Source organism: Leucobacter insecticola (assembly GCF_011382965.1).
Classification (GTDB): Bacteria; Actinomycetota; Actinomycetes; order Actinomycetales; family Microbacteriaceae; genus Leucobacter; species Leucobacter insecticola.
The window spans coordinates 1,607,951-1,627,984 of sequence record NZ_CP049934.1; the positions used below are offsets into that span (position 1 = coordinate 1,607,951).

The following is a 20,034-nucleotide window of genomic DNA, read 5'->3' on the forward strand; positions in this document are numbered from 1 at the left end:
ATGGAGTAAGGATGTTTAGCGGGTGGTCGCGGCACCGAGCGGGCGCACCCAGCCGAGCTTGCCCGCAACGATGTACAACACCATCGATATGACAAGCGAGAATACCGCGGGGATACCCCAGGTGATGAAGTAGCCGGTGACTGCGGAGAAGAGCCAGATGGCGATCGTGGCCGGGACGATACGAGGCGCCGTTGCGGGGAGTGTACCCGCGGCACGTGACTCCTCGAGTTCGGGGCGCCAGTGCTTGACCACAAAGTACTCAGCGACCATGATGCCTGCGATTGGGGGAAAAGCTACTGACAACACGATGAGGAACTCAGTGAACTGGCCAAGGATTCCGGCGGCCGCAAGCACTGAACCGACGACACCGAGCACAATAGTCGCTGTACCTCGATTGAGATTTCGCCCGAAGGCCGTCGAAATGAAGTTGACGAGCCCGAGCGTTGATGAGTAAAGATTCCAGTCGTTGATCTTGAGGGTGCCCGTGATCACGATAAACAGGCCGACGAGCCCCACCGATGAGGTAATTATCGCAACGATATTCCCGCTGGCCGCCGCGTGCGCGAGCAGCACCCCGGCGAGACCGATGACGAACTCGCCGAGCGTGACCCCTACGACCGTTTGTTTCACAACGTCGATGCTCGAACGGTTAAAGCGTGTCATGTCAGCGGAAATGATCGCGCCGACGATGAGCCCGCCCGCCACGATGCCAGTACCGGCCCAGACACTCATGGACGGTCCTGGAGCAGGGTCAGTGAGGAGCTCGCCGAGATCATGACGGGATAGTTCGCTGACCACTGACCAGCCGACGAGAATGAGGAACAGAGGGACGGTGACGTTCGCGAGCCACTGCATACCTTTGAACCCAAACGCGACGACGGCGGTCACTGCGAGGCCAAACACCAGACTCCAGGCCCACACTGGCATCACGCCCGGCATAAGGCTGTCGAGTGATTCCGCTGAAATCGCTGACTGTACGCCAAACCAGCCGATGAGGCTGATGCCGATCGCCAGACCGACCAGTGAAGCTCCAATTTCACCAAACCCTGTCCAGCGGGCAAGAAGCGCGGTATTCAGCCCCTCACGTTGCCCAATGATGCCAACAAAAACGATGACCGTCTCAAGCACGATTGACCCGAAGAGAAATGCGAGCGCTGCCTCTCCGAAGGTCATCGAGTACCCGAGTGTGGCACCAAGTAGAAACTGCGAGAGCGCGGAGACCTGCCCAAAACGTTGCACGGCAATGCCAAACCAGTGTTTTTGAGACGCGGAATCGACTCTCGTGAGGGCGAAGTCATCGCCGTGTGTGATGCGGGACATAAATATCCTTGCTGAGGGCTCGAAACAGTTCTCTGAAGAGTATTTCTAGCCGCCTCGTGCTGACACGTGCGAAGTGCACAAACTTTATTAATTGTTGTGCAGGATGCCCCGCGCCTCGACCACCCTCAGTGCTCAGTGGGCGGTGTGAGCCGCGCCTCGTGTGCGTCGAGGGCGAGCTCCGCGCTCCGTAGAGCGTCGGAACTGTAGCTCCCAATGGCTCGTTCTTCGAGCAGTGCGTTGCGTTGCGCCTCGAGCGCGAGTCTCGCGTATCGGAGATAGCTTTGCGCGGGGGTTTCCTGCGCAGGCTCGACGATTGCCCCGGTTTCGTGGAGAGCGAGGGCGATGGGGGCGAGAGCATTTCGCGCGCTTGCGCGAGCCCTCGCCACCGCTGACTCTGAAGCCCGGGTGTTACCTTTCGCAAGCTCATTCGCGTGCGCATCATCAATCGCCTCATTCGCCGCCTCGATGAGGTCCTTGCTCAGCGCCGCTAGCTCCCCTGCGCTCGCGCCGGCCCCCGCGCCTTTCGGCCAGAGCTTGCGGATTACCAACGGAAGTGTGAGTCCGTGAAAGAGTAGCGTGACCACCGCTACTCCGAAGGCCACCAGTATGAGCTGGGCTCGATACGGGATCCCAATCGGAATGGATTGTGCCGCGGCGAGGGTGACGACTCCGCGCATGCCGCTCCAGGAAAGCACAACGCCCTCGCGCACGCCGAGGCGCTGTTCGCGCTCGTGGGCGAGATCCGCTTTCGACCTCTGCTCTAGTAGTTCGATCCTGCGCAGTCGCCGTGTGCTCGGGCTTGCTTCGTTGCGCACGCGCTGGGCAAACGCCGCGATGCCGTTGCTGCGTTGCTCGTAGACCTGCGAGGTGCGGCGCATGGACGCGATCATCGGCACCATAAAGATGGCGCGGAAGAGGATCAGGATCGCGACCACAAGGAGTGCGATCAGCGCCACATGTTCGAGTTTCAGCGAGCTCTCGCCCACCTGTTCAACGAGCGCGTGGAGCTGCAGGCCCATAACCAGAAACACGCCATTTTCGAGCGCGAACTGCACGGTCCGCCAGTTGAGACGCTCGTTCATGCGCGCGGTTGCGCTGAACCTGCGAGATGCGTGGTGGCCCGTGTACAGCCCCGTGACCACCACGGCGAGCACCCCCGAAGCGTTGAGGGCTTCAGCCGGGATAAACGCGACGAACGGCACCACAAAGGAGATCATCGTGTCGTACACGGGGTTTTGCAGTTTGGACCTGACCCACACGGTCACGAGACCCATGACAAGCCCGATGCCAATGGCGGCGGCGACCGAATATGCGAACGAACCCGCAGCATCCCAGAAGACGAAGCTTCCGGCGACCGCGGCGACCGCGGTTTTGAGGAGCACCAGCGAAGTGGCGTCATTGACGAGGCTTTCGCCCTCAAGGATCGACACCACCCGATCGGGCATGCCGAGCCGCTTACCGATGGAGGTTGCTGCGACGGCATCGGTAGGGCTGACCACCGCGCCCAGAGCCACCGCGACCGGAAACGGGATCACCGGGATCACCAGGTGAATGATCCCCCGATGCCCACGGCCGAGAGAATCACGAGCAGCACTGACAGACCGACGACGGGGCGAATATTGCGCCTGAAATCGATCAGGGGCACGTTGACTGCGGCTGCGTAGAGCAGCGGCGGCAGGATCCCGAGCAACACAACCTCGGGGTCAAGCTCGATCAGAGGCATAAACGGCACATACCCGGCGCCGATCCCCACCACAACCAGCAGGAGCGGGGCCGCGACGCCGATACGGCCTCCCAGAATGGACACGCTGACGAGTAACACGACACCTGCGACGGCGATGAGTCCAAGTTCCATTTTTCAAGTTTAGAGCCCGAGCGAGGGGGACCCGCGCGGCAGTTGCCAGGGAATTGCAGGAAAGCCTTGCTACTGCGAGGCGATGGACAAGTGGGCCAAAAACTGCAAATAGTCTGTGAAGAGGCAGGTGGAATCGGTTTCTTAGACGGTGCTTAGAATCCGCTTCAGAGCATGGTCACATGACAACCTTGCAGAGCAATTTCGTGGAAACGGCGGCCGGTGTTCCTGCAACTCCAGGGGGCCCAGGCTCGCCGGGTGCGTTTTCCGTGCACGATGCGTCCCGCGCCCGCCGCCGCACCGCGGTGTGGAACGGCTGCGCCCGCGCCGTGATTTGGGGCACCAGTATCGTGGCGGTGGCACTCTGGGTATCCGGGCAGGGCATTCAGAGCGTGCTCGGCTTCGATGCAGAGACCCTGAACAGCGTGAGTCGGCTGGCGGGGCTCGTATCAGCGAACCTACTGCTCTATCAGGTGCTGTTGATGGCACGGATCCCGCTCTTTGAAAAAGGATTCGGGCGCGATACGATCACTCGTTTCCATCGCATCGTCGGAATCTGGTCTGTCGTGCTGCTCGTCGTGCACGCAGTGCTCATCTGGCTGGGCTACGCCATCCAAGATGGGGTCGGGCTCTTCGCTCAGGCCTCCGACCTGCTGTGGAACTATCCGGGAATGTTGATCGCGGTGATCGGCTCGCTGCTCGTGCTCGGGGTTGCAGTGAGTTCGGCGCGCCGATCCAGGCGGCGCGTGCGCTACGAATCATGGCATCTGCTGCACCTCTACGCCTATCTCGGTGTCGGCATGGCTGTGCCGCACATGCTTTGGACCGGGGCTGATTTCCTGGATTCGCCCGCGGCAACCGTCTACTGGTGGGGCTTGTGGATCGTCACCGTCATTTCCGTGGTGTTCTTCCGGGTACTTCGCCCGCTGTGGCGTGGCGCGCGGGCGGGGCTCCGCGTGGTGCAGGTGCGGCCTGATGGCAATTCCGCGGTCGCCGTTCGCGTGCAGGGGCGGGGGTCAGAAAGCTCGCGCCCAAGGCAGGGCAGTTTTTCGTGTGGCGCTTTCTCAACGGGGCTGGCTGGAGCAGGGGCCACCCGTTCTCGCTTGCGGCGGCTCCCACGGACACAGAGATGGAGTTGTCGGCTCGCATCGTCGGTGACGGCACCCGCCGCCTTGCCAGCATTCGACCGGGGACTCGCGTCATGGTGGAGGGTCCCTTCGGTCTGTTTACCAATGATCAGCGTCGTCATCCGCGCGTCCTCATGCTGGGTGCCGGCGCGGGCGTCGCGCCGCTGGTGTCGCTCCTTGAGGCAGGCGACTGGTTGCCGGGTGAAGCCGTGCTGGTGACTCGGGATCACGACCCGGCTGGGCGTATCCGAGGCGACGAGATCGCGCGGCTCTGCTCTCAGCGGGGCCTGCAGCACTACGTGCTTGATGGTCCGAGGGCGCAGGGAGGAAGCAGCTGGATTTCGTCGGCTGCGGCCGGCTGGGATGGCGCCGAGCTGTTGCGCTATTTCATGCCTGGAGGCGGCGCGAGCGACGTGTTTGTGTGTGGCCCTGAGGCATGGATGCGAAGTGTGATCCGTGACCTTCGTCGGCTCGGAGTGCCTGCGAAAGACATTCATTCAGAACTGTTCACGGTGTGATCAGACGTGTACGAACCGGGAGGAAGACAATGAAACGGATACTGACAGCGGTGTTTGCGACGCTGGGCTTGCTGGTGCTGGTGATGAGTTACCGCACGTCGCTCGGGGTCGCTGATCCTGCCGCGGTGTCGCCGACGATCCAGACAGATATGACCGATCAGGCAGCGCTCGTGCCAGATCAAGCGGCTGCGCAGCCGCCGCGTCGAGACGACGATCACGATGACGATGATGACGACGATCATGACGACGATCATGACGACGATCATGATGGTGACTCTTCTCGGAGCACGTCTCGCGCGGGGAGCACGGGCAGCACGGGAAACACAGGGGGCACGGGCAGCACGGGGAGCACGGGGAGCACGGCGACCGGCGGGACCCTCACCGATGGGAGGTTCACCGGCTCTGCGGTCTCGACGAAGTATGGCAATGTGCAGGTTGTCGTCACGGTCGCGAGCGGCAAGATTACGCAGGTGTCCGTGCCGCAGTATCCGTCGTCGAGCGCGAAAGATCAGCGCATCAACTCACGAGCCATCCCGCAGCTTGTCGACGCGACGCTGCAGGCGCAATCCGCCAATGTCGACATGGTGTCGGGGGCGACGTACACGTCCACGGGCTATCAAAACTCCCTGCAGAGCGCCATCGATCAGGCCCGCAAATGACACACGAGGCGCAGAGAAAGGCGGCCGCCACCGCCGAGATTATGGGCACGATGGTGAGCGTGCAAGTGATCGGCGCGGATCAGGCCGACCCGGATGTTTCGGCGGCGATATCTGACTGTTTCGCACAGTTGCGCGATGTTGACCGGGTGTTTAGTCCTTATCGAGCCGATTCAGACGTCTGCAGGATTCAACGCGGCGAACTCGACATCGTCTCGGCCGACCCCCGTATGGCCGAGGTTGTCGACGCGTGCGCGCGGGCCGAGGTGCAGACGCGGGGCCGATTTAGCGCGAACTGGCGGGGAACGTTTGATCCGACCGGCTATGTCAAGGGGTGGGCGGTGGAGCAGGCGCAACGCCTGTGTTTACTGCCGCTGCTGGAAACCGGGAAGGCGATCGCGGTTGCCCTAAATGCCGGAGGGGACATGCAGCTTTCCACTGCTGCTGACGCGTCGTGGGAATGGCGGATCGGGATCGCGGATCCGCGCCGCGCAGGCCACCTTGTGTCCACCCTAGAGATACGCAATGGCGCTATCGCAACGTCAGGGCCTGCCGAACGCGGAACTCACATCGTGGATCCGCGCACCGGAGGCTCTGCGAGGGGCGTTGCGAGCGCCACAGTTGTCGCGAGATCCTTGGCTGATGCGGATGTATGGGCGACGGCCGCGGTTGTGGCCGGTATGCAGGATCTCAGCTGGCTGCAAGCGGCGGGGCAGACGAATGGTCTGATCGTGGGCGATGATGGTTCATTTCGCCGCTGGGCGCACGGTGTCGAGCTCACTCAGGCCGCGGATCTCACTGCCGGGGCTGAAACGGATTCCTATCGGATGACGTGGCCGGCTGCGTGACGCGGGGGAGTTGCAGGAGGAACACGGAACCGGCCGCCGAGGTTCGCTCAACGCTGAGGCTGCCGCCACCGCGTTCAGCGATGTTGCGTGCAAGGAAGAGCCCAAGCCCGTAGCCACGCCGCCGTCCCGTCTCGGGGCCGCGCGCGAAGCGTTCAAAGATGCGTTCGATGTCTGCCGCGGCGATCCCCGGCCCGCTGTCAACGACCCGGGCCTCGACGTGTTGCGGATGAACGAGCACATCTATTGCCACGGTGGTGGCATCACCGGTGTGCTCGATCGCGTTGTCGAGGACCGCGAGAAAAAGTCTCGAGAGCGCAACATGGCTGACCTGGACGGAGATGGGGGCGTTGTCCGCGTAATAGGTCAGGCGAAGTTCGACGTGCCGTGCCGCAGCGAGCGGGGCGAGTCTTGTCACGGTTTCTTCGAGGGGGCACGCAGATCCGTCGGCGGCATCGCGGCATGTTGGGCACCAAGCTGCGCTTCAAGGAGCAGGTCTGCGAGGATCTCGGCCATCCCATCTGAATCGCGTCTGAGCTCTGAGACCACGTCGCTTATGGGTTCACCGCGGGCGAGGCGACGTTCGAGAATTTGTACGCGGCTGTCAAGCGCGGTGAGCGGGGTGCGGAGTTCGTGGCTCGCGTCTGCGACGAATGCGCGCTGTGCGCTCAGAGCTTCTGCAAGCGGTCGAACTGCTCGCCTCGCTGTCGCCCAGGCAATCAGGCTGAGGGAGACAACCGCGACGATACCGAAGACCAGGATCCAAGACACGACGTCGTCAACGTCAACGACGACCCGGTCGAAGCGGTGGTCATCGTGGTCGTCGTGCGAGTCTGAGTCACCACGAGAATGGCTCAGAATAATTGCGACAAGCGCGCCCACTCCCGCAGCGATGACGACAGCCGAACTGATCCCGACCCACAAGCCGATGATGCGGGCAGAGGTGTTCACTCGTTTGCGATCCACATCCACACTCATTCAGGAGCCCCCAATCGGTAGCCGCGCCCCCGCACCGTTTCCACGATTTCAGGAACGGTCTTTCGCCTGAGATAGTGCACGTACGTGTCGACGGAACTCACGCCGGAAGCATCAGTAAACACGGATTCGAGGAGCTCTTCGCGCGAAAAGATGCGTTCCGGGCTTGCGGCAAGCGCCTCGAGCAGCGCAGTCTCGGTTTCGGTCAGGGCATAACGAAGCTCGGTGGGGGAATAGAGTGCCTGCGTCTCGGGCATAAGCGTCCACTCGCCGATGGGCCGACGCTTGCCAATCGCCTCGTAGCCGCGGCGCAGGGTACGCAGGCGAGCCAAGAGTTCCTCATACGCGAACGGCTTCACCAGGTAATCGTTTGCTCCAGCATCAAGCCCGGCCACACGATCGTCAACAGCGTCGAGCGCCGTCAGCAACAGCACCGGGGTCGTGATCCTCGCGGTGCGAATCGCTTGCAGCAGCGACACCCCGTCCATACTTGGCATGCGCCGGTCAAACACCATCACATCAAACCCTTTGCTGAGGGCCTGCTTCAGTGCTGAAGCGCCGTCAGCGTGATGATCCACCTCGTAGAACTCGCTCAGCACTTCGATGGTCATTTCGGCGAGCCGCTGATCGTCTTCGGCATAGAGCAGCCGGGGCAGTGGTGCTCCGAGATTGTTTGCGCTCACGTGGATCCTCCCATCTCGAGCGTAGCGGCATCGAATCCGTGAAACTGTGACCACCTCGCTGCCTCGGGTTCGAGCGCGGTGAGATCAATTTCTGCGTCTGGGAACGGCGTGACAAGGATCTTGCTGTGTTTGCCCGGAGCGCGTTTCCAGGTGCCGACGACCCGCCCCTCATGCACAATCGTGGCAAGAAACATGCCGTTTCGGCCGGGCACAATGCGCTCAAAATGCTCTGGGGTAAGCTGCGCTTCGCGGCCCCTATAGCCGAGCAAATGTTCGTCAAAGGAGGGAAGCATTAGCCACGCGGTGGCGGAACTCTCGTTTGCGCTCGCCGCAAGCTGCTCGGGATCGGCCCACAGGGCTCCGTCCGCTGCATCTGATTCGAGCTCTACGAGTGACCCGGTCTCGCTTGCGAGCCTGAGCCCCTGCCTGGCATCTTTCATTGTCAGCCCAGACCACCAGGCGAGATCTTTCGCGGTGACCGCGCCGCGCGCCTGGGCGTAGCGCGTGGCGATCTCGCAGAGCGCCGCGCCTCCCTCAAGTTGACGGGGTGTGGTGATCCACTCTTCAGCCAGCACGAGCCGAGGCTCAGCCTCATCTTGCACGGGACCCAGCACTGTGATGTTGTTCTGGCACATCCACCAGATCGTGTGGTACCGCCACGGTCCCTGGACCTCGATGCCTGCCTCTTCCCATGTGCCGGCGAGCTCGTCGCGGCTGAGTGACTGCCCACCGCTGAGCGCAGCGACTGCGACCTCGACGAGCCGTTCAAGCGTCGCATCACTCAGTTCTAGTTGCGCGCGGCGTTTCGCTGCGCCCGCGAGCACACGACGGTTGGTAGCCGCTTGCATCCACCCGATGTCTTCGGCCGCGAGCACGTGGATCGTGCCGCGCATCGGCCATGACCTCACGATGCGGCCGGTGTTGAAAGCTGCGGAAACGTCAGCGACGGTGGTTCCGGGGGTTCGCACGCCCAAGGCCCAGCGTGATGAGCGCCAGTCTTGCCCCTGCAGGGCGAGCATTCGGGAGGCGGTAGCGGCGATCCGTGCGGGGCCGGATGCTGTGTCCGATCCTGCAGGGGCGTCAGCGGCCCCGGTTCCCGCAAGTCCCTGCGCCCGCATTCGCAGTCGCAGCAGCTCCGCTTGAGTGATTGTCGTGTTCATGCGCTCAGTGTATTCCGGGCCACCGACGTTGATGGAAGATCCTTTCTCATTGAAGTGGTCTTGATAACGAACATCGCTTTAATTATCAAAAATAGTGCTTTTTGATAATAGAATGGTCTTCGATTATCAAATCATCGACTCTGGGGTGAATGATGACGAAACCCTGGCCCAAGCTCGACTATGAAGAGCAGATCTGGGACGGCGGGCAGATAGCTTCGATGGGGCCCGCTGCGACGCGGCTATCGATGAGGGGTGCGAAGTACCATACGGCAGTGCCTTCGATGATTGTCGATCTCGTTCCAGAGGTTGATCGAGAGGTAGAACTCCTCGCCCGTGAGGCGGAACTCGAGCTTGCCCGCTTCGATACCGAGGTGGGTCTTCGGCTTGCCGCGTTCGGCCCGATCCTGCTGCGATCAGAAGCCACGTCTTCATCGCAGATCGAGAACCTGACGGCCTCCGCCCGCCAGATTTTCACGGCCGAGCTTGGTGGGCGTGTTGCGAGAAACGCATCTGAAGTTGCTGCAAATACCCGTGCGATGCTGGCAGCGCTCGAACTCAGCGATGAGCTGAGCTCCGAATCGATGCGTGAAATGCACCGAGTGCTCATGGAAGGACAGGATCGGCATACCCCCGGTGACTTCCGTGCACAGTCTGTATGGATTGGGAGCAGGGCCTATAGCCCGATCGGTGCAAGCTATGTTGCCCCGGCAGCATCGCGTGTGCCCGAACTCATGAGTGACCTTGCAGCTTTCTGCGAGCGCGATGATATGCCCGCTCTCGTGCACGTCGCCGTTGCTCATGCCCAGTTTGAGACCATTCACCCGTTCAGCGACGGAAATGGACGTACAGGAAGAGCACTCGCTCAAGCGATGTTGCGGCGAAGCCAGGTCACCAGAAGTGTCGCAGTGCCGGTATCAGCGGGATTGCTCACAGACGTCAGGGGTTACCACGACGCACTCACTGCCTATCGTGACGGGGATCCCTCCCCGATTGTTGAGAAGTTCGCCGCCGCATCGCTGAGAGCCGTGCCAAACGGGCGACAGCTCATGGCGGAGCTTGACCAGATTTCGCAAGACTGGCGTGAACTTGCGGCACCGCGCACAGGCAGCGCAAAGGAGCGATTGCTGCGGTTCGCGCTTGAGCGGCCCGTGTTTACTGCCGAGATCGCGGCGCGGGACCTCGGCATTGCCCCGAGCAACGTGTACCGCTATCTGCAGGGGCTTCAAGAAGTCGGAGTGCTTGCTTTCAAGGCAGAGTACCGGGGACCTGCGGTGTGGCGCGCACCAGCTGTGCTTGAGGCAATCGATCGCTTTGCTGAGCGGGCTGGGAAGCGGGGGAGTGAGTGGCGGTAAGGACCTCTAAGACCTCGCCCGAGCGTACTGCGGCGGGACGATCGACGCCGCGGAAGGAGCGCGCAGCTCGTGCGCCCAGCTGATCGGCAGGTGTGGGTTGGTGAGCAGTGGACGGGCGAGCAGGATCACGTCGGCCTGGCCGGTTGCGAGGATCCCCTCTGCCTGCGCGGCCTCGGTGATGAGTCCGACCGCGCCGACGGGAAGCGGGCCACGACGCACCTCTGCGGCGAGCCCCACCTGGTAGGACGGGCCGACCGGGATCGGGGCATCCGGCACGTTCGCTGCCGAGGAGACGCTGACAAAATCGGCGCCGGCGGCCGCGAGCATCCCGGATAGTTCCGTCGCTTCGTCGACCGTGAAGCCACCCTCCACCCAGTCCGTCGCCGAGATCCTGACGGATATCGGGAGATCAGTATGCTGAGCGCGAATCGCCGCCACAACTTCGAGGAGGAGACGTGCACGGCCACCGAGGTCACCTCCGTATTCGTCGCTGCGCGTGTTCGACAGCGGTGACAGAAACTCATGCAACAGATAGCCGTGCGCTGCGTGCACTTCAACAAGATCGAACCCGGCGCGCACGGCACGGCCGGCCCCGTCGGCGAAGGCCCGCACGAGACCGGGGAGCTCACTTGCTTCCAGCGCCCGGGGTGCCGCGTAGCTGCCGAAGGCGAGAGTCGAGGGAGCGACCGTTTGCCAGCCGCCCTCGGTGGCGGGCACCGACCCCACGGGAAGCCCTGGGAACTGCGGGTACGTCGACCCCTTGCGGCCAGCGTGCGCGAGCTGGATCCCGATTTTCGCGCCGTGCGAGTGCACGAGATCGACAACCCTGCGCAGGCCGGGCATCTGATCCTCACTCCAGATCCCGGGGCATCCGGGGTGATCCGGCCCTCCGGGACCACCCCGGTCGCCTCCATCGTGACGAGGCCAGCGCCGCCGCGTGCGAGCCCGCCGAGATGCTGCAGATGCCAATCACCGATGACGCCGTCGACCGCGGAATACTGGCACATCGGGGCCACCCACAGGCGGTTGCGGATCTCGAGATTGCGGAGGGTGATGGGCTGGAACAGGATCGGATCGGCCATGGTTCTAGTGTAGGTCTCCGGCTGTGCTCCGCAGGCCGTGCAGGATCTCGATGACGTGCTGGTAGTTTTCACCGGTGGCGCGGGTCATGCCGAGCTCGCAGGTGCGATTGCAGGAACCGTGGACGTCGTTGCCGCCGCACGCGTCGTTGAGCTCTCGGACCTCTGCTGCCTCGGCGGCGGTGGCCGAGGCGGTGAGCTCGGGGTGCAACATGCCGCGGTCACCCGCGAAGGCGCAGCACCCCCAGTTCTCGGGGACCACCACGTCGTGGGCGGCGGCCTGAGCAACTGCAACGAGATGGTCGTTGATCCCAAGCTGCGTGGACGAGCACGTCGGGTGCAGCACGATCCGCTCAAGTTTCACGTCTGCGGGGAGCTTGGGGAGCGCGGGCAGTACCCGTTCCGCAACAAACTCGACGGCGTCGATAACACGCAACGGCTGCGCTGCGGTCTTGTTGTGTTCTTCGACCGCGAGGATCAGACCCTCGGTGCACGACGATGCATCGCACACGATGGCGAGTTCGCCGTCGTTGCTGGCGCGCCGCAGCGACGCGACCGTGCGTTCGCGCATGGTGCGGGCGCCATCCACCATTCCCTTGGACGTCCACGGGGTGCCGCAGCACAGTGAGTCGATGTTGTCGGGCACGAGCAGCGCCACTCCCGCGGCCTCGCACAGCGCCTCGAAGCTGATCTGGGTGCCGGGGATGCTGGTCTGCCATCAACGTTTCGGGGACCGAACATGGTGCTGACGCAGGCCGGCATGTACACCGCGGCGTAGCTGGTGCCGGGTGCCAGCGGCTTGTGGTCGCGGGCGCGCTTGCTGCCCCCGCCAGGTAGCTCCGGCGAGTAGAGCGGTACGCGATCCTTGCCGAGTACCGCGCGGGCGAGCTTGTTGGGGGGCGCGATGACCGCTGGCGGGACGTGGCTGACGGTGCTGAGCGCGGTGCCGGCAATGGAGGTGACGGCCTTCCAATTCTTGGCCGCGCCTCCCCAGACGCCGCGTTCGATGCCGTTTGCGCGGTCGGATCGTTTCACCTTCACGAGTTTGCCGGTGTTGATCTGCACAGGGCACGCCGTCTGACACATGCCGTCGACGGCGCAGGTCTCGACCGCGTCGTAGCCGTAGTCCCGTTCGAGGGCGGCCGCGAGCTGTTCTTCGCCGTCACGTCGAGCCTGTTCGATGGCGCGCAGGGTGACGATACGTTGCCGCGGTGTCAATGTCAGATCCTTACTGGGGCATACGGGTTCGCAGTAGCCGCATTCCACACAGCGGTCGACCTCGTCGTGCACGGGCATCGGCACCTTGATATCACGCAGATGAGCGTCGGGATCCTCGTTCAAAATGACGCCCGGGTTGAGGAGCCCGTGCGGATCGCACAGCTGCTTGATCCGGCGCATCACATCGTAGAGTTCATCGCCGTACTGCCGCTTCACGAAGGGGGCCATCACGCGACCGGTGCCGTGCTCGGCTTTCAGGGATCCGCCCTCGCCCAGGATCAGGTCGACCAGGTCTTCAGTGAACACCCGGTAGCGATCGAGCGAATCGGGCGTCTCGAACTGGTCGGTCAACATGAAGTGGACGTTGCCGTCTTTCGCGTGACCAAAGATGACGCTGTTCTCGTAGGCGTACCGTTCGAACAGACTGTTCAGCGAGTTGCAGGTGCGGGCAAGCGCCGCGACGGGAACAACCACGTCTTCGAGCAGCGCCGTGGTGCCCTGCGGGCGGGCTCCGGCGACCGCGGTGTAGAGTCCCTTGCGCAGTTGCCAGAGTGACGCGCGAGTGCGGGAGTCGGTGCTGAACTCGGCGGGTTGCGCGAGTTTCAGCTGAGCGGTGAGCCGATCGCCGCCGGCCTGCAGCTCGGCGAGTTCCGCGTCGGTGTGGCCGTGGTACTCGACGAGGAGCGCGGCGTGCGCGGCGACGGTGATGTCTTGAATAGACGTCGGCGCGTTCGGTAGTTGCTGCCCCACCCGCAGCGACACCGAGTCGAGTAGTTCAACCGTCGCGGCCTGGCTTGCGACGAGATCGGGGAGCGCGTTGTTTGCGGCTTCCATGTTGTCAAACATCAGCAGCGCCGAGGTCGCGAGCGGTGCCCGAGGCACTGTGCGGAACACGGCCTCGGCAACAAACCCGAGGGTGCCCTCGCTGCCGACGATGAGGTGCGCGAGCATGTCGACGGCGCGATCAAAATCGAGCAGCGAGTTCAGGCCGTAGCCCATCGTGTTCTTCATCGAGAACTGGTGACTGATGCGGGATCGTGAATCGGCGTTGCCCTGGACCCGCTGTGCGAGCTCGTGGAGGCCGCGGAACAGTTCCGGCTCGCGGGCGCGAAGCGCTTCTTCGGCGTCTGGCGCTCCCGTGTCGATCACGGTGCCGCTGGGCAGCACGATCGTCAGCGATTCGAGCGTTTGGTAGGCGTTGTCGACGGTACCGCAGGCCATGCCGCTCGAGTTGTTGGCGACGACGCCACCGATGGTGCAGGCGGCCTCACTCGCGGGATCCGGCCCGAACTTGCGCCCGTAGCGGGCGAGCCGGGCGTTGAGCGCGCGCACCGTGACCCCCGGTTGCACGCGCACGCGCTTTCCTTCGTCGAGCACCTCGATGCCGCGAAAGTTCTTGCGCACGTCGACGAGGATGCCATCGCTCAGCGCCTGCCCGCTGAGGCTCGTTCCGCCAGAACGGAGCGTCAGTGGCACACCCTGCTCTGCGCTGTGGCGGAGCAGAGCGGCCACGTCGTCCGCGTTTTTTGCGACGGCGACGGCCTGCGGCACGAGCAGAAAGTGCGAGGCGTCGTGCGCGCGGGCGTGCAGATCGATCGGGCGGGTGAGGATCTGCGCGGGATCAGGCAGAGCTGCCTGAAGTGCGGCGTGGCGATCGCTCGTCAACGTGTTCACGGTTGTGGCACCATCCATCCGAGTACGGGGGTTGATTGCAGGAATATGAGCAGAGTGATGAAAGCAAGGAGCGCGAGGCTCCACCCGAGGAGCTTCCTGAACAGGGTGCTTTCTGATCCGTGCAGGTTGACCGCTGCGGCCGCGACCGCGAGGTTCTGCAGTGACAGCATCTTGCCGAGCACGCCCGCGGAGGAGTTGGCGGCTGCCATCAGGATCGGGTTCAGCCCGACCTGGTTCGCGGCGGTGACCTGCAGCAGGCCAAACAGCGAGTTGGAGGAGGTGTCTGAACCGGTGATGGCCACGCCCACCCAGCCGATGACGGGGGAGAGCAGCACAAAGAATCCGCCGGTTGCCGCGAGTGCGTACCCGAGGCTGGCCGTCTGGCCGGAGAGGTTCATGACGAATGCGAGACCGAGCACGGCGGCAACGGTGAGGATCGTCCAACGGAGTTCGCGCAGGGTCTCACCGTAGACGCGCAGCGCCGTCTTGATGTTGATCTTGTGCAGCACCATGGTGACGATTCCTGCGAACAGCAGGAGGGTGCCGGTTGCTTTCAGATGGTCAAGCTTGAAGAGTTGGGCCGGGATCGGCTCACCGTCTGCATTCGTGATGTCGAGGCCTGGCCACTGGAACGACACGGTACCCACTTCGCCGAGCCAGGTCTTGATCGCGGGAATCTGTGCGATCGCAAAGATGGTGATGATTGCAAGGTAGGGGGCGATCGCGCCCCAGGTACGGGCCACCGCGGAGGTCGGCAGGGCACGGGTGGCAGTCTTGGTGCCGGCTGCGCCGGCGAGCGCGGAGGCCGTGGTGTCGTGTGCCAATGCCGCGCCTTCTTCGCTCGTGTCGCTTTCATTGAACGACACAATCTCGCTTGGCTGCCAGAACCGCAGCATCACGAGAACCGCGATGACGGTGGCGATGGCCGCGACGACGTCGGTGAGCTCAACAGCGAAGTAGTTGGCGGTGACAAACTGCGACGCACCGAACACCACACCCGCGACGAGCGCGATGGGCCAGGTCTGGCGCAGGCCGCGACGGCCATCAACGACGAACACCAGAATCAGCGGAACCAGGAAGGCGATGAACGGTGTCTGATGGCCGGCCATTGCTGCGAGGCTCTGTACCGGCAGGCCCGTGACGCCCGCGAGCGCGATGATCGGCGCGCCCATCGCCCCGAACGCGACCGGGGCGGTGTTGGCGAGGAGGGAGACGAGCGCGGCTTTGAGGGGTTTCATGCCCGCTGCGATGAGCATCGCTGCTGAGATCGCGACGGGGGCTCCGAAACCGGCGAGGGACTCGAGCAGCGCGCCAAACGAAAACGCGATGATGATGGAGAGGACGCGGAGGTCGTTGGAAATCGAGCGGATGGTGGTTCCTAGTGCCTCAAACCAGCCGGTTTCGAGCGTCAGACGATAGATCCAGAGCGCGTTGATCAAGATCCAGAGGATCGGGAACATTCCGTAGAGAATGCCTTCTGCGGTGCCGCTGAGCGCCTGGCCGATGGGCATCTGCCAGCCGACGACAGCCAGCACGATCGAAAGCGCGAGACCCGCGAGTGCCGCATATGCGGCTTTCACACGGAAGACACCGAGGAGGACAAACATCACAATCAGGGGAAGGGCGGCAAACAATGCCGACCACCCGATGGAACCAAAAATTGGAGCGAGCGGTTGGGTAAACATGATCTCCTGACTCTTCTCTGAGTATTCGCTGAGAGCGCAACGTTCTTCATTGTTATACAAGTAGACGGGTTTAGCAAATCGGAGTTTTTTTTGGTGTGACCAAGATGGGATACTGGGTTGCCTAGTGCCTGGCTTTTCACATCGGGTGCAGGAGGGCTTGGAGCGAAGAGTTTGGGACAGCGGATGAGGCCGAGAGTAACGGCGGTGTCGATCACCGAGGCGATTGCTGATGATCTTCGGAACCGCTTGCTGGAGGGGGAATTTTCACCGGGAGCGGTGTTCCCCGAAACAACCGTGGCCGAAATGTACGACGTCGCACGGCCGACCGCTCGCGTCGCGATCGAACGGGTGGTCAGCGAAGGGCTGCTCGAACGGCATCCCCACCGGCCCGCGCGGGTGCCGGCCCTCGGCGTCGAAGACGTGCGTGACATTTATCGCAGCCGCATTTTTGTCGAGTCGGAGGTGCTCCGGAGCCTCGCCCGAGAAGGCACCGTGCCGGCCGAGGCCGAGCGTGCGAACGCAGACATCGCCGCAACCATCGCCAAGGGCGGCAGCCCGCTCGAGATCGTTGAACCCGATATGCGCTTCCATACGAGCCTCGTTGATGCCGTCGGTAGCGCACGCATGAGCAAAATCTATGAGTCGTTGGCAAACGAGGTACGCGCGTGCATGCTGCAGGTGCAGGGACGCAATCTGCTGGTGTCCGAACACATTCACGCCGAGCACGCGTTGATCCTGCAGCGAATCGCAGAGAACGACCCCGACGGAGTGGCTGCGGTGCTCGACGACCATCTCACCCGTGCTCGGGATCGCCTCTCGGCGGTGCTAGCGGGAGGCGACTGAGCAATCCTCTCGTCGGGTGACTCCGCGTCGCAGAGTACGGTTGTATCGACATGAGTGACGGAGACCACATGAACCTCGGCCAGCTGCTCGACGACTATCAAGGTCGGGATCAGGATCCTGGCGAGCTCGGCACCCCCGACGGTGTCTTCGCCGCCTTCGAGGAGTGGGCGTGGGAAGCGAAAGCGCTGCGCCTGTACCCCGCCCAGGAGGAGGCCGTTCTCGGCATCGCGCTCGGCAGCAACGTGATTCTCGCCACGCCCACCGGCACCGGCAAGTCGCTCGTCGCGCTCGGCGCACACTTCACCGCGGTCGCGGCAGGCCAGCGCACCGTCTACACAGCGCCCATCAAGGCCCTCGTCAGCGAGAAGTTTTTCGACCTTGTCGATGTGTTTGGTGCCGAGCGGGTCGGTATGGTCACGGGCGATACGTCCATCAACCCCGAAGCTCCGATCCTGTGCTGCACGGCAGAAATTCTTGCGAACCTCGCGATTCGTGACCCGGAGGCCGGCGGCATCACCCAGGTCGTGATGGACGAATTCCACTTCTATGCCGAACCCGAAAGGGGATGGGCCTGGCAGGTTCCACTGCTGCTCATGCGCAACGCGCAGTTCCTCCTTATGTCGGCGACCCTCGGTGACGTTACCGACCTTGCGGCAGACCTCAGTCGTCGTACGGGCCGCGATACCGCGCTCGTCACCGGTGTTGAGCGGCCCGTCCCACTGCACTTCGAGTACCGGACCGCGCACGCCCACGAGGTCGTCGAAGCGCTCCTCGAGGATCGCCAGGTCCCCGCCTACCTCGTGCATTTCAACCAGTCGCACGCCATCGAGCAGGCGCAAGCACTCGCAAGCATCCGCATCGTGGATCGCGCAGGCCGCGACGAGATTGCCGAGGCGATCGGCGAGTTCAAATTTTCAACCGGATTCGGCAATACACTTTCTCGTCTCGTGCGATCCGGCATCGGCGTGCACCACGCGGGCATGCTGCCCCGCTATCGTCGCCTCGTTGAACAACTCGCCCAGCGCGGCCTGCTTCGTGTCATCTGCGGCACCGACACGCTCGGCGTCGGCATCAATGTGCCGATCCGCACGGTCGTGTTGACCGCCCTCACCAAGTTCGACGGCGAAAAGATGCGGCGGCTTTCCGCCCGCGAGTTCCATCAGATCGCGGGCCGTGCCGGCCGCGCCGGATTCGACACCGAGGGCGACGTGATCGCGCTCGCCCCCGAACACGAGATCGAAAACGCGAAGGCGACCGCCAAGGCCGAAGCGAAGGCGGGCGGCGGCAAGAAAGCGAAGCCTGTCAAAAAGAAGTCGGCCCCGCAGGGGTTCGTGGCCTGGTCTGAGGCGACGCTCGACAAACTCGTCGCTTCGCAGCCCGAGGCTCTCGTGAGTCGCATGCGCGTCACGCACGCGATGGTCCTCGGCGTGATCGGGCGCGGCGAACACCGCGAGGGGGAAGCCCTCGACACCATGCGGACGCTGGTTTTTGACACCCACGAGCCGCGCGCCACCCAGTTTGCACACGCCCGCAAAGCGATCGAGATCTTTCGCACGCTCCGCAACGGCGGCATCGTCGAGGTGCATGAAGATGCGCGCGGGCATCGCCTGCTCCGACTCACCGTCGAGCTGCAGGCGAACTTCGCACTGAATCAGCCGCTATCGCCGTTCGCGCTCGCCGCAATCGAGCTCCTCGATCCCGAGTCCGAGAGCTACCCGCTCGATGTCATCTCAATTATCGAAGCGACCCTTGAGGACCCGCGCGCGATCCTGCGGGCACAAGAACACAAGGCGCGGGGCGAAGCGGTCGCCGCAATGAAGGCTGATGGGGTCGAGTATGAGGAACGGATGGAACTGCTCGAAGCGGTGACCCATCCGATGCCGCTGAAAGAACTGCTCGACGAGGCGTTTCATGAGTATCTGAAGGAAGTGCCGTGGGCACGCGACTACGAGCTGCGACCGAAGTCGGTGGTGCGTGACATGATCGAGCGCGCGTTCGGGTTCCGAGACGTCGTGTCGTTCTATCAGCTCAGCCGCGCCGAAGGAGGCGTGCTCCGCTACCTCAGTGACGCGTATCGCGCGATCGAACGCACGGTGCCGGAGCAGGCGAAGACCCCCGAGCTTGAAGAGCTCATTGATTGGCTGGGCGAGCTCGTGCGGCAGGTCGATTCGAGCCTCATTGACGAGTGGGAAGAACTGGCGAGTCCGGATCCCGAAGCACACCGGGCCGCTCGCGGGGGCGAACACGGGGGCGACCGGATCGACGTGCCTTCGCCCGCCCGCTCGGTGCTCGCAAATCAGCGAGCCTTCACGGTGATGCTGCGGAACTCCCTGTTTCGGCGGGTGCAGGCCGCCGCCTTCGAACGCTACGACGTGCTTGCGGAGCTTGAATCGGCGCACGCCACGGGGCCCGGAGGCTTTAATGAGCAGCGCTGGCGTGATGCGCTCGCGGGGTACTTCACTGAGTATGACGAGATCCTCGTGACCGCCGATGCGCGCGCGGAGCGCCTTCTCGACATCGACCGCGGCGCGGAGGCTGTTGCGGCCGGCGTCTGGCGGTTCAGGCAGGTGCTGCTTGATCCCGCGGGTGATCATGACTGGGGGATCGAGGGCACGGTGGATCTCGCAGCCTCAGAAGCGGAGGGTGAGCCCGTGGTGCGTGTTGAGCGCGTCGGGCCGTTTCGCGACTAGCGTTTCACGCTACGGGAGTGCAAGAAAATCGCGCAACCAGCCGTCGACCTCGCGCATCACCTCAGGATCAACGACTCCGGCGACCCCCACGAGCCGATCCCGCGTGATGGTGCGGGGCTGCTCCGTCATTGCAAACGTCGTTTGAGGGAGGGATAGCTGTGCGCCAACAAGCGGAACGTGATTCGGCCAACCGCGATCCCGTGACGTCGCCGGCACGATGATCGCGAGGGTGTCTGCCTGTTCCAGATACAAGTCACTTGCGACAACGAGCGCCGGCCTGCGGCCCGCCTGCTCGCGCCCCCTGGTGGGGTCAAGTTCTGCCCAGACCACCATGCCGCGGCGCAAATCGGGCATCGG

General features: G+C 63.5%; 14 protein-coding genes and 3 pseudogenes. 7 read left to right on the forward strand and 10 right to left on the reverse strand.

The features are described 5' to 3' along the window. Positions 1-15 precede the first annotated feature (15 nt). Positions 16-1,320 carry a purine-cytosine permease family protein gene (locus G7067_RS07410; protein ID WP_166323173.1) on the reverse strand — a complete coding sequence of 435 codons (1,305 nt, stop codon included), beginning with the start codon at positions 1,318-1,320 and terminating at the stop codon, positions 16-18. Between the two features lie 125 nt (positions 1,321-1,445). After that, positions 1,446-3,175: pseudogene (locus G7067_RS07415) on the reverse strand (cation:proton antiporter). A 179-nt stretch (positions 3,176-3,354) separates the two neighbouring features. Between G7067_RS07415 and G7067_RS07420 the strand changes: the two are divergent. From G7067_RS07420 to G7067_RS07430, 4 genes are read left to right on the forward strand one after another with little or no spacing between them, the layout of a single operon-like run. Next, the gene (locus G7067_RS07420) at positions 3,355-4,518 is read left to right on the forward strand and encodes a ferric reductase-like transmembrane domain-containing protein (RefSeq protein WP_244301000.1); all 1,164 of its coding nucleotides are present in this window, start codon (positions 3,355-3,357) and stop codon (positions 4,516-4,518) included. Beyond that, the gene (locus G7067_RS14255; protein ID WP_244301001.1) at positions 4,494-4,817 is read left to right on the forward strand and encodes a ferric reductase-like transmembrane domain-containing protein; all 324 of its coding nucleotides are present in this window, start codon (positions 4,494-4,496) and stop codon (positions 4,815-4,817) included. The genes G7067_RS07420 and G7067_RS14255 overlap by 25 nt, the downstream gene beginning before the upstream one ends. Before the next feature lie 29 nt (positions 4,818-4,846). Beyond that, positions 4,847-5,476, forward strand: a complete 630-nt coding sequence (locus G7067_RS07425) for an FMN-binding protein (protein ID WP_166323175.1) — start codon at positions 4,847-4,849, stop codon at positions 5,474-5,476. After that, positions 5,473-6,321 (forward strand): FAD:protein FMN transferase, encoded by an 849-nt coding sequence (locus G7067_RS07430; RefSeq protein WP_166323177.1) that lies wholly within the window; start codon positions 5,473-5,475, stop codon positions 6,319-6,321. The genes G7067_RS07425 and G7067_RS07430 overlap by 4 nt, the downstream gene beginning before the upstream one ends. On the opposite strand, the gene G7067_RS14260 is transcribed toward G7067_RS07430, so the two are convergent. Genes G7067_RS14260 through G7067_RS07445 form a run of 4 tightly spaced genes read right to left on the reverse strand, consistent with a single transcriptional unit; the run spans position 6,269 to position 9,136 of the window. Next, on the reverse strand, positions 6,269-6,736 hold the full coding sequence (locus G7067_RS14260) for a sensor histidine kinase (RefSeq protein WP_244301002.1): 468 nt from the start codon (positions 6,734-6,736) through the stop codon (positions 6,269-6,271). The two genes, G7067_RS07430 and G7067_RS14260, sit on opposite strands and share 53 nt — an antisense overlap. Then, positions 6,733-7,284, reverse strand: a complete 552-nt coding sequence (locus G7067_RS14265; RefSeq protein ID WP_244301003.1) for a sensor histidine kinase — start codon at positions 7,282-7,284, stop codon at positions 6,733-6,735. Before G7067_RS14265 ends, G7067_RS14260 begins: the two co-directional genes overlap by 4 nt. A gap of 8 nt (positions 7,285-7,292) precedes the next feature. Beyond that, positions 7,293-7,976, reverse strand: coding sequence for a response regulator transcription factor (locus tag G7067_RS07440; RefSeq protein ID WP_244301004.1), 684 nt, complete (start codon positions 7,974-7,976; stop codon positions 7,293-7,295). Continuing rightward, positions 7,973-9,136 (reverse strand): winged helix DNA-binding domain-containing protein, encoded by a 1,164-nt coding sequence (locus tag G7067_RS07445; RefSeq protein ID WP_166323179.1) that lies wholly within the window; start codon positions 9,134-9,136, stop codon positions 7,973-7,975. Before G7067_RS07445 ends, G7067_RS07440 begins: the two co-directional genes overlap by 4 nt. 149 nt (positions 9,137-9,285) lie before the next feature. Between G7067_RS07445 and G7067_RS07450 the strand changes: the two genes are divergently transcribed. Further along, entirely contained in the window at positions 9,286-10,488 is a 1,203-nt protein-coding gene (locus G7067_RS07450; RefSeq protein WP_244301005.1) for a Fic family protein, read from the forward strand. Between the two features lie 6 nt (positions 10,489-10,494). Here the strand turns inward: G7067_RS07450 and G7067_RS07455 are convergent. From G7067_RS07455 to G7067_RS07465, 3 genes and pseudogenes are all read right to left on the reverse strand, one after another. Then, positions 10,495-11,570 (reverse strand): annotated as a pseudogene (locus G7067_RS07455) (NADH:flavin oxidoreductase/NADH oxidase). A 4-nt stretch (positions 11,571-11,574) separates the two neighbouring features. Continuing rightward, positions 11,575-14,477: pseudogene (locus tag G7067_RS07460) on the reverse strand (FAD-binding and (Fe-S)-binding domain-containing protein). Next, positions 14,456-16,144 (reverse strand): L-lactate permease, encoded by a 1,689-nt coding sequence (locus G7067_RS07465; protein ID WP_166323181.1) that lies wholly within the window; start codon positions 16,142-16,144, stop codon positions 14,456-14,458. Before G7067_RS07465 ends, G7067_RS07460 begins: the two are co-directional and overlap by 22 nt. Positions 16,145-16,348: 204 nt before the next feature. Here G7067_RS07465 and G7067_RS07470 point away from each other — a divergent pair, with 204 nt between their 5' ends. Together G7067_RS07470 and G7067_RS07475 are read left to right on the forward strand one after the other, a co-directional pair. Further along, complete coding sequence (locus tag G7067_RS07470) at positions 16,349-16,987, forward strand: GntR family transcriptional regulator (protein WP_341872808.1); 639 nt, start codon at positions 16,349-16,351, stop codon at positions 16,985-16,987. Positions 16,988-17,055: 68 nt separating this feature from the next. Continuing rightward, entirely contained in the window at positions 17,056-19,677 is a 2,622-nt protein-coding gene (locus G7067_RS07475; RefSeq protein ID WP_205881239.1) for a DEAD/DEAH box helicase, read from the forward strand. Positions 19,678-19,686: 9 nt separating this feature from the next. On the opposite strand, the gene G7067_RS07480 is transcribed toward G7067_RS07475, so the two are convergent. Beyond that, positions 19,687-20,031 carry a type II toxin-antitoxin system PemK/MazF family toxin gene (locus tag G7067_RS07480; RefSeq protein ID WP_244301006.1) on the reverse strand — a complete coding sequence of 115 codons (345 nt, stop codon included), beginning with the start codon at positions 20,029-20,031 and terminating at the stop codon, positions 19,687-19,689. Positions 20,032-20,034 lie beyond the last annotated feature (3 nt).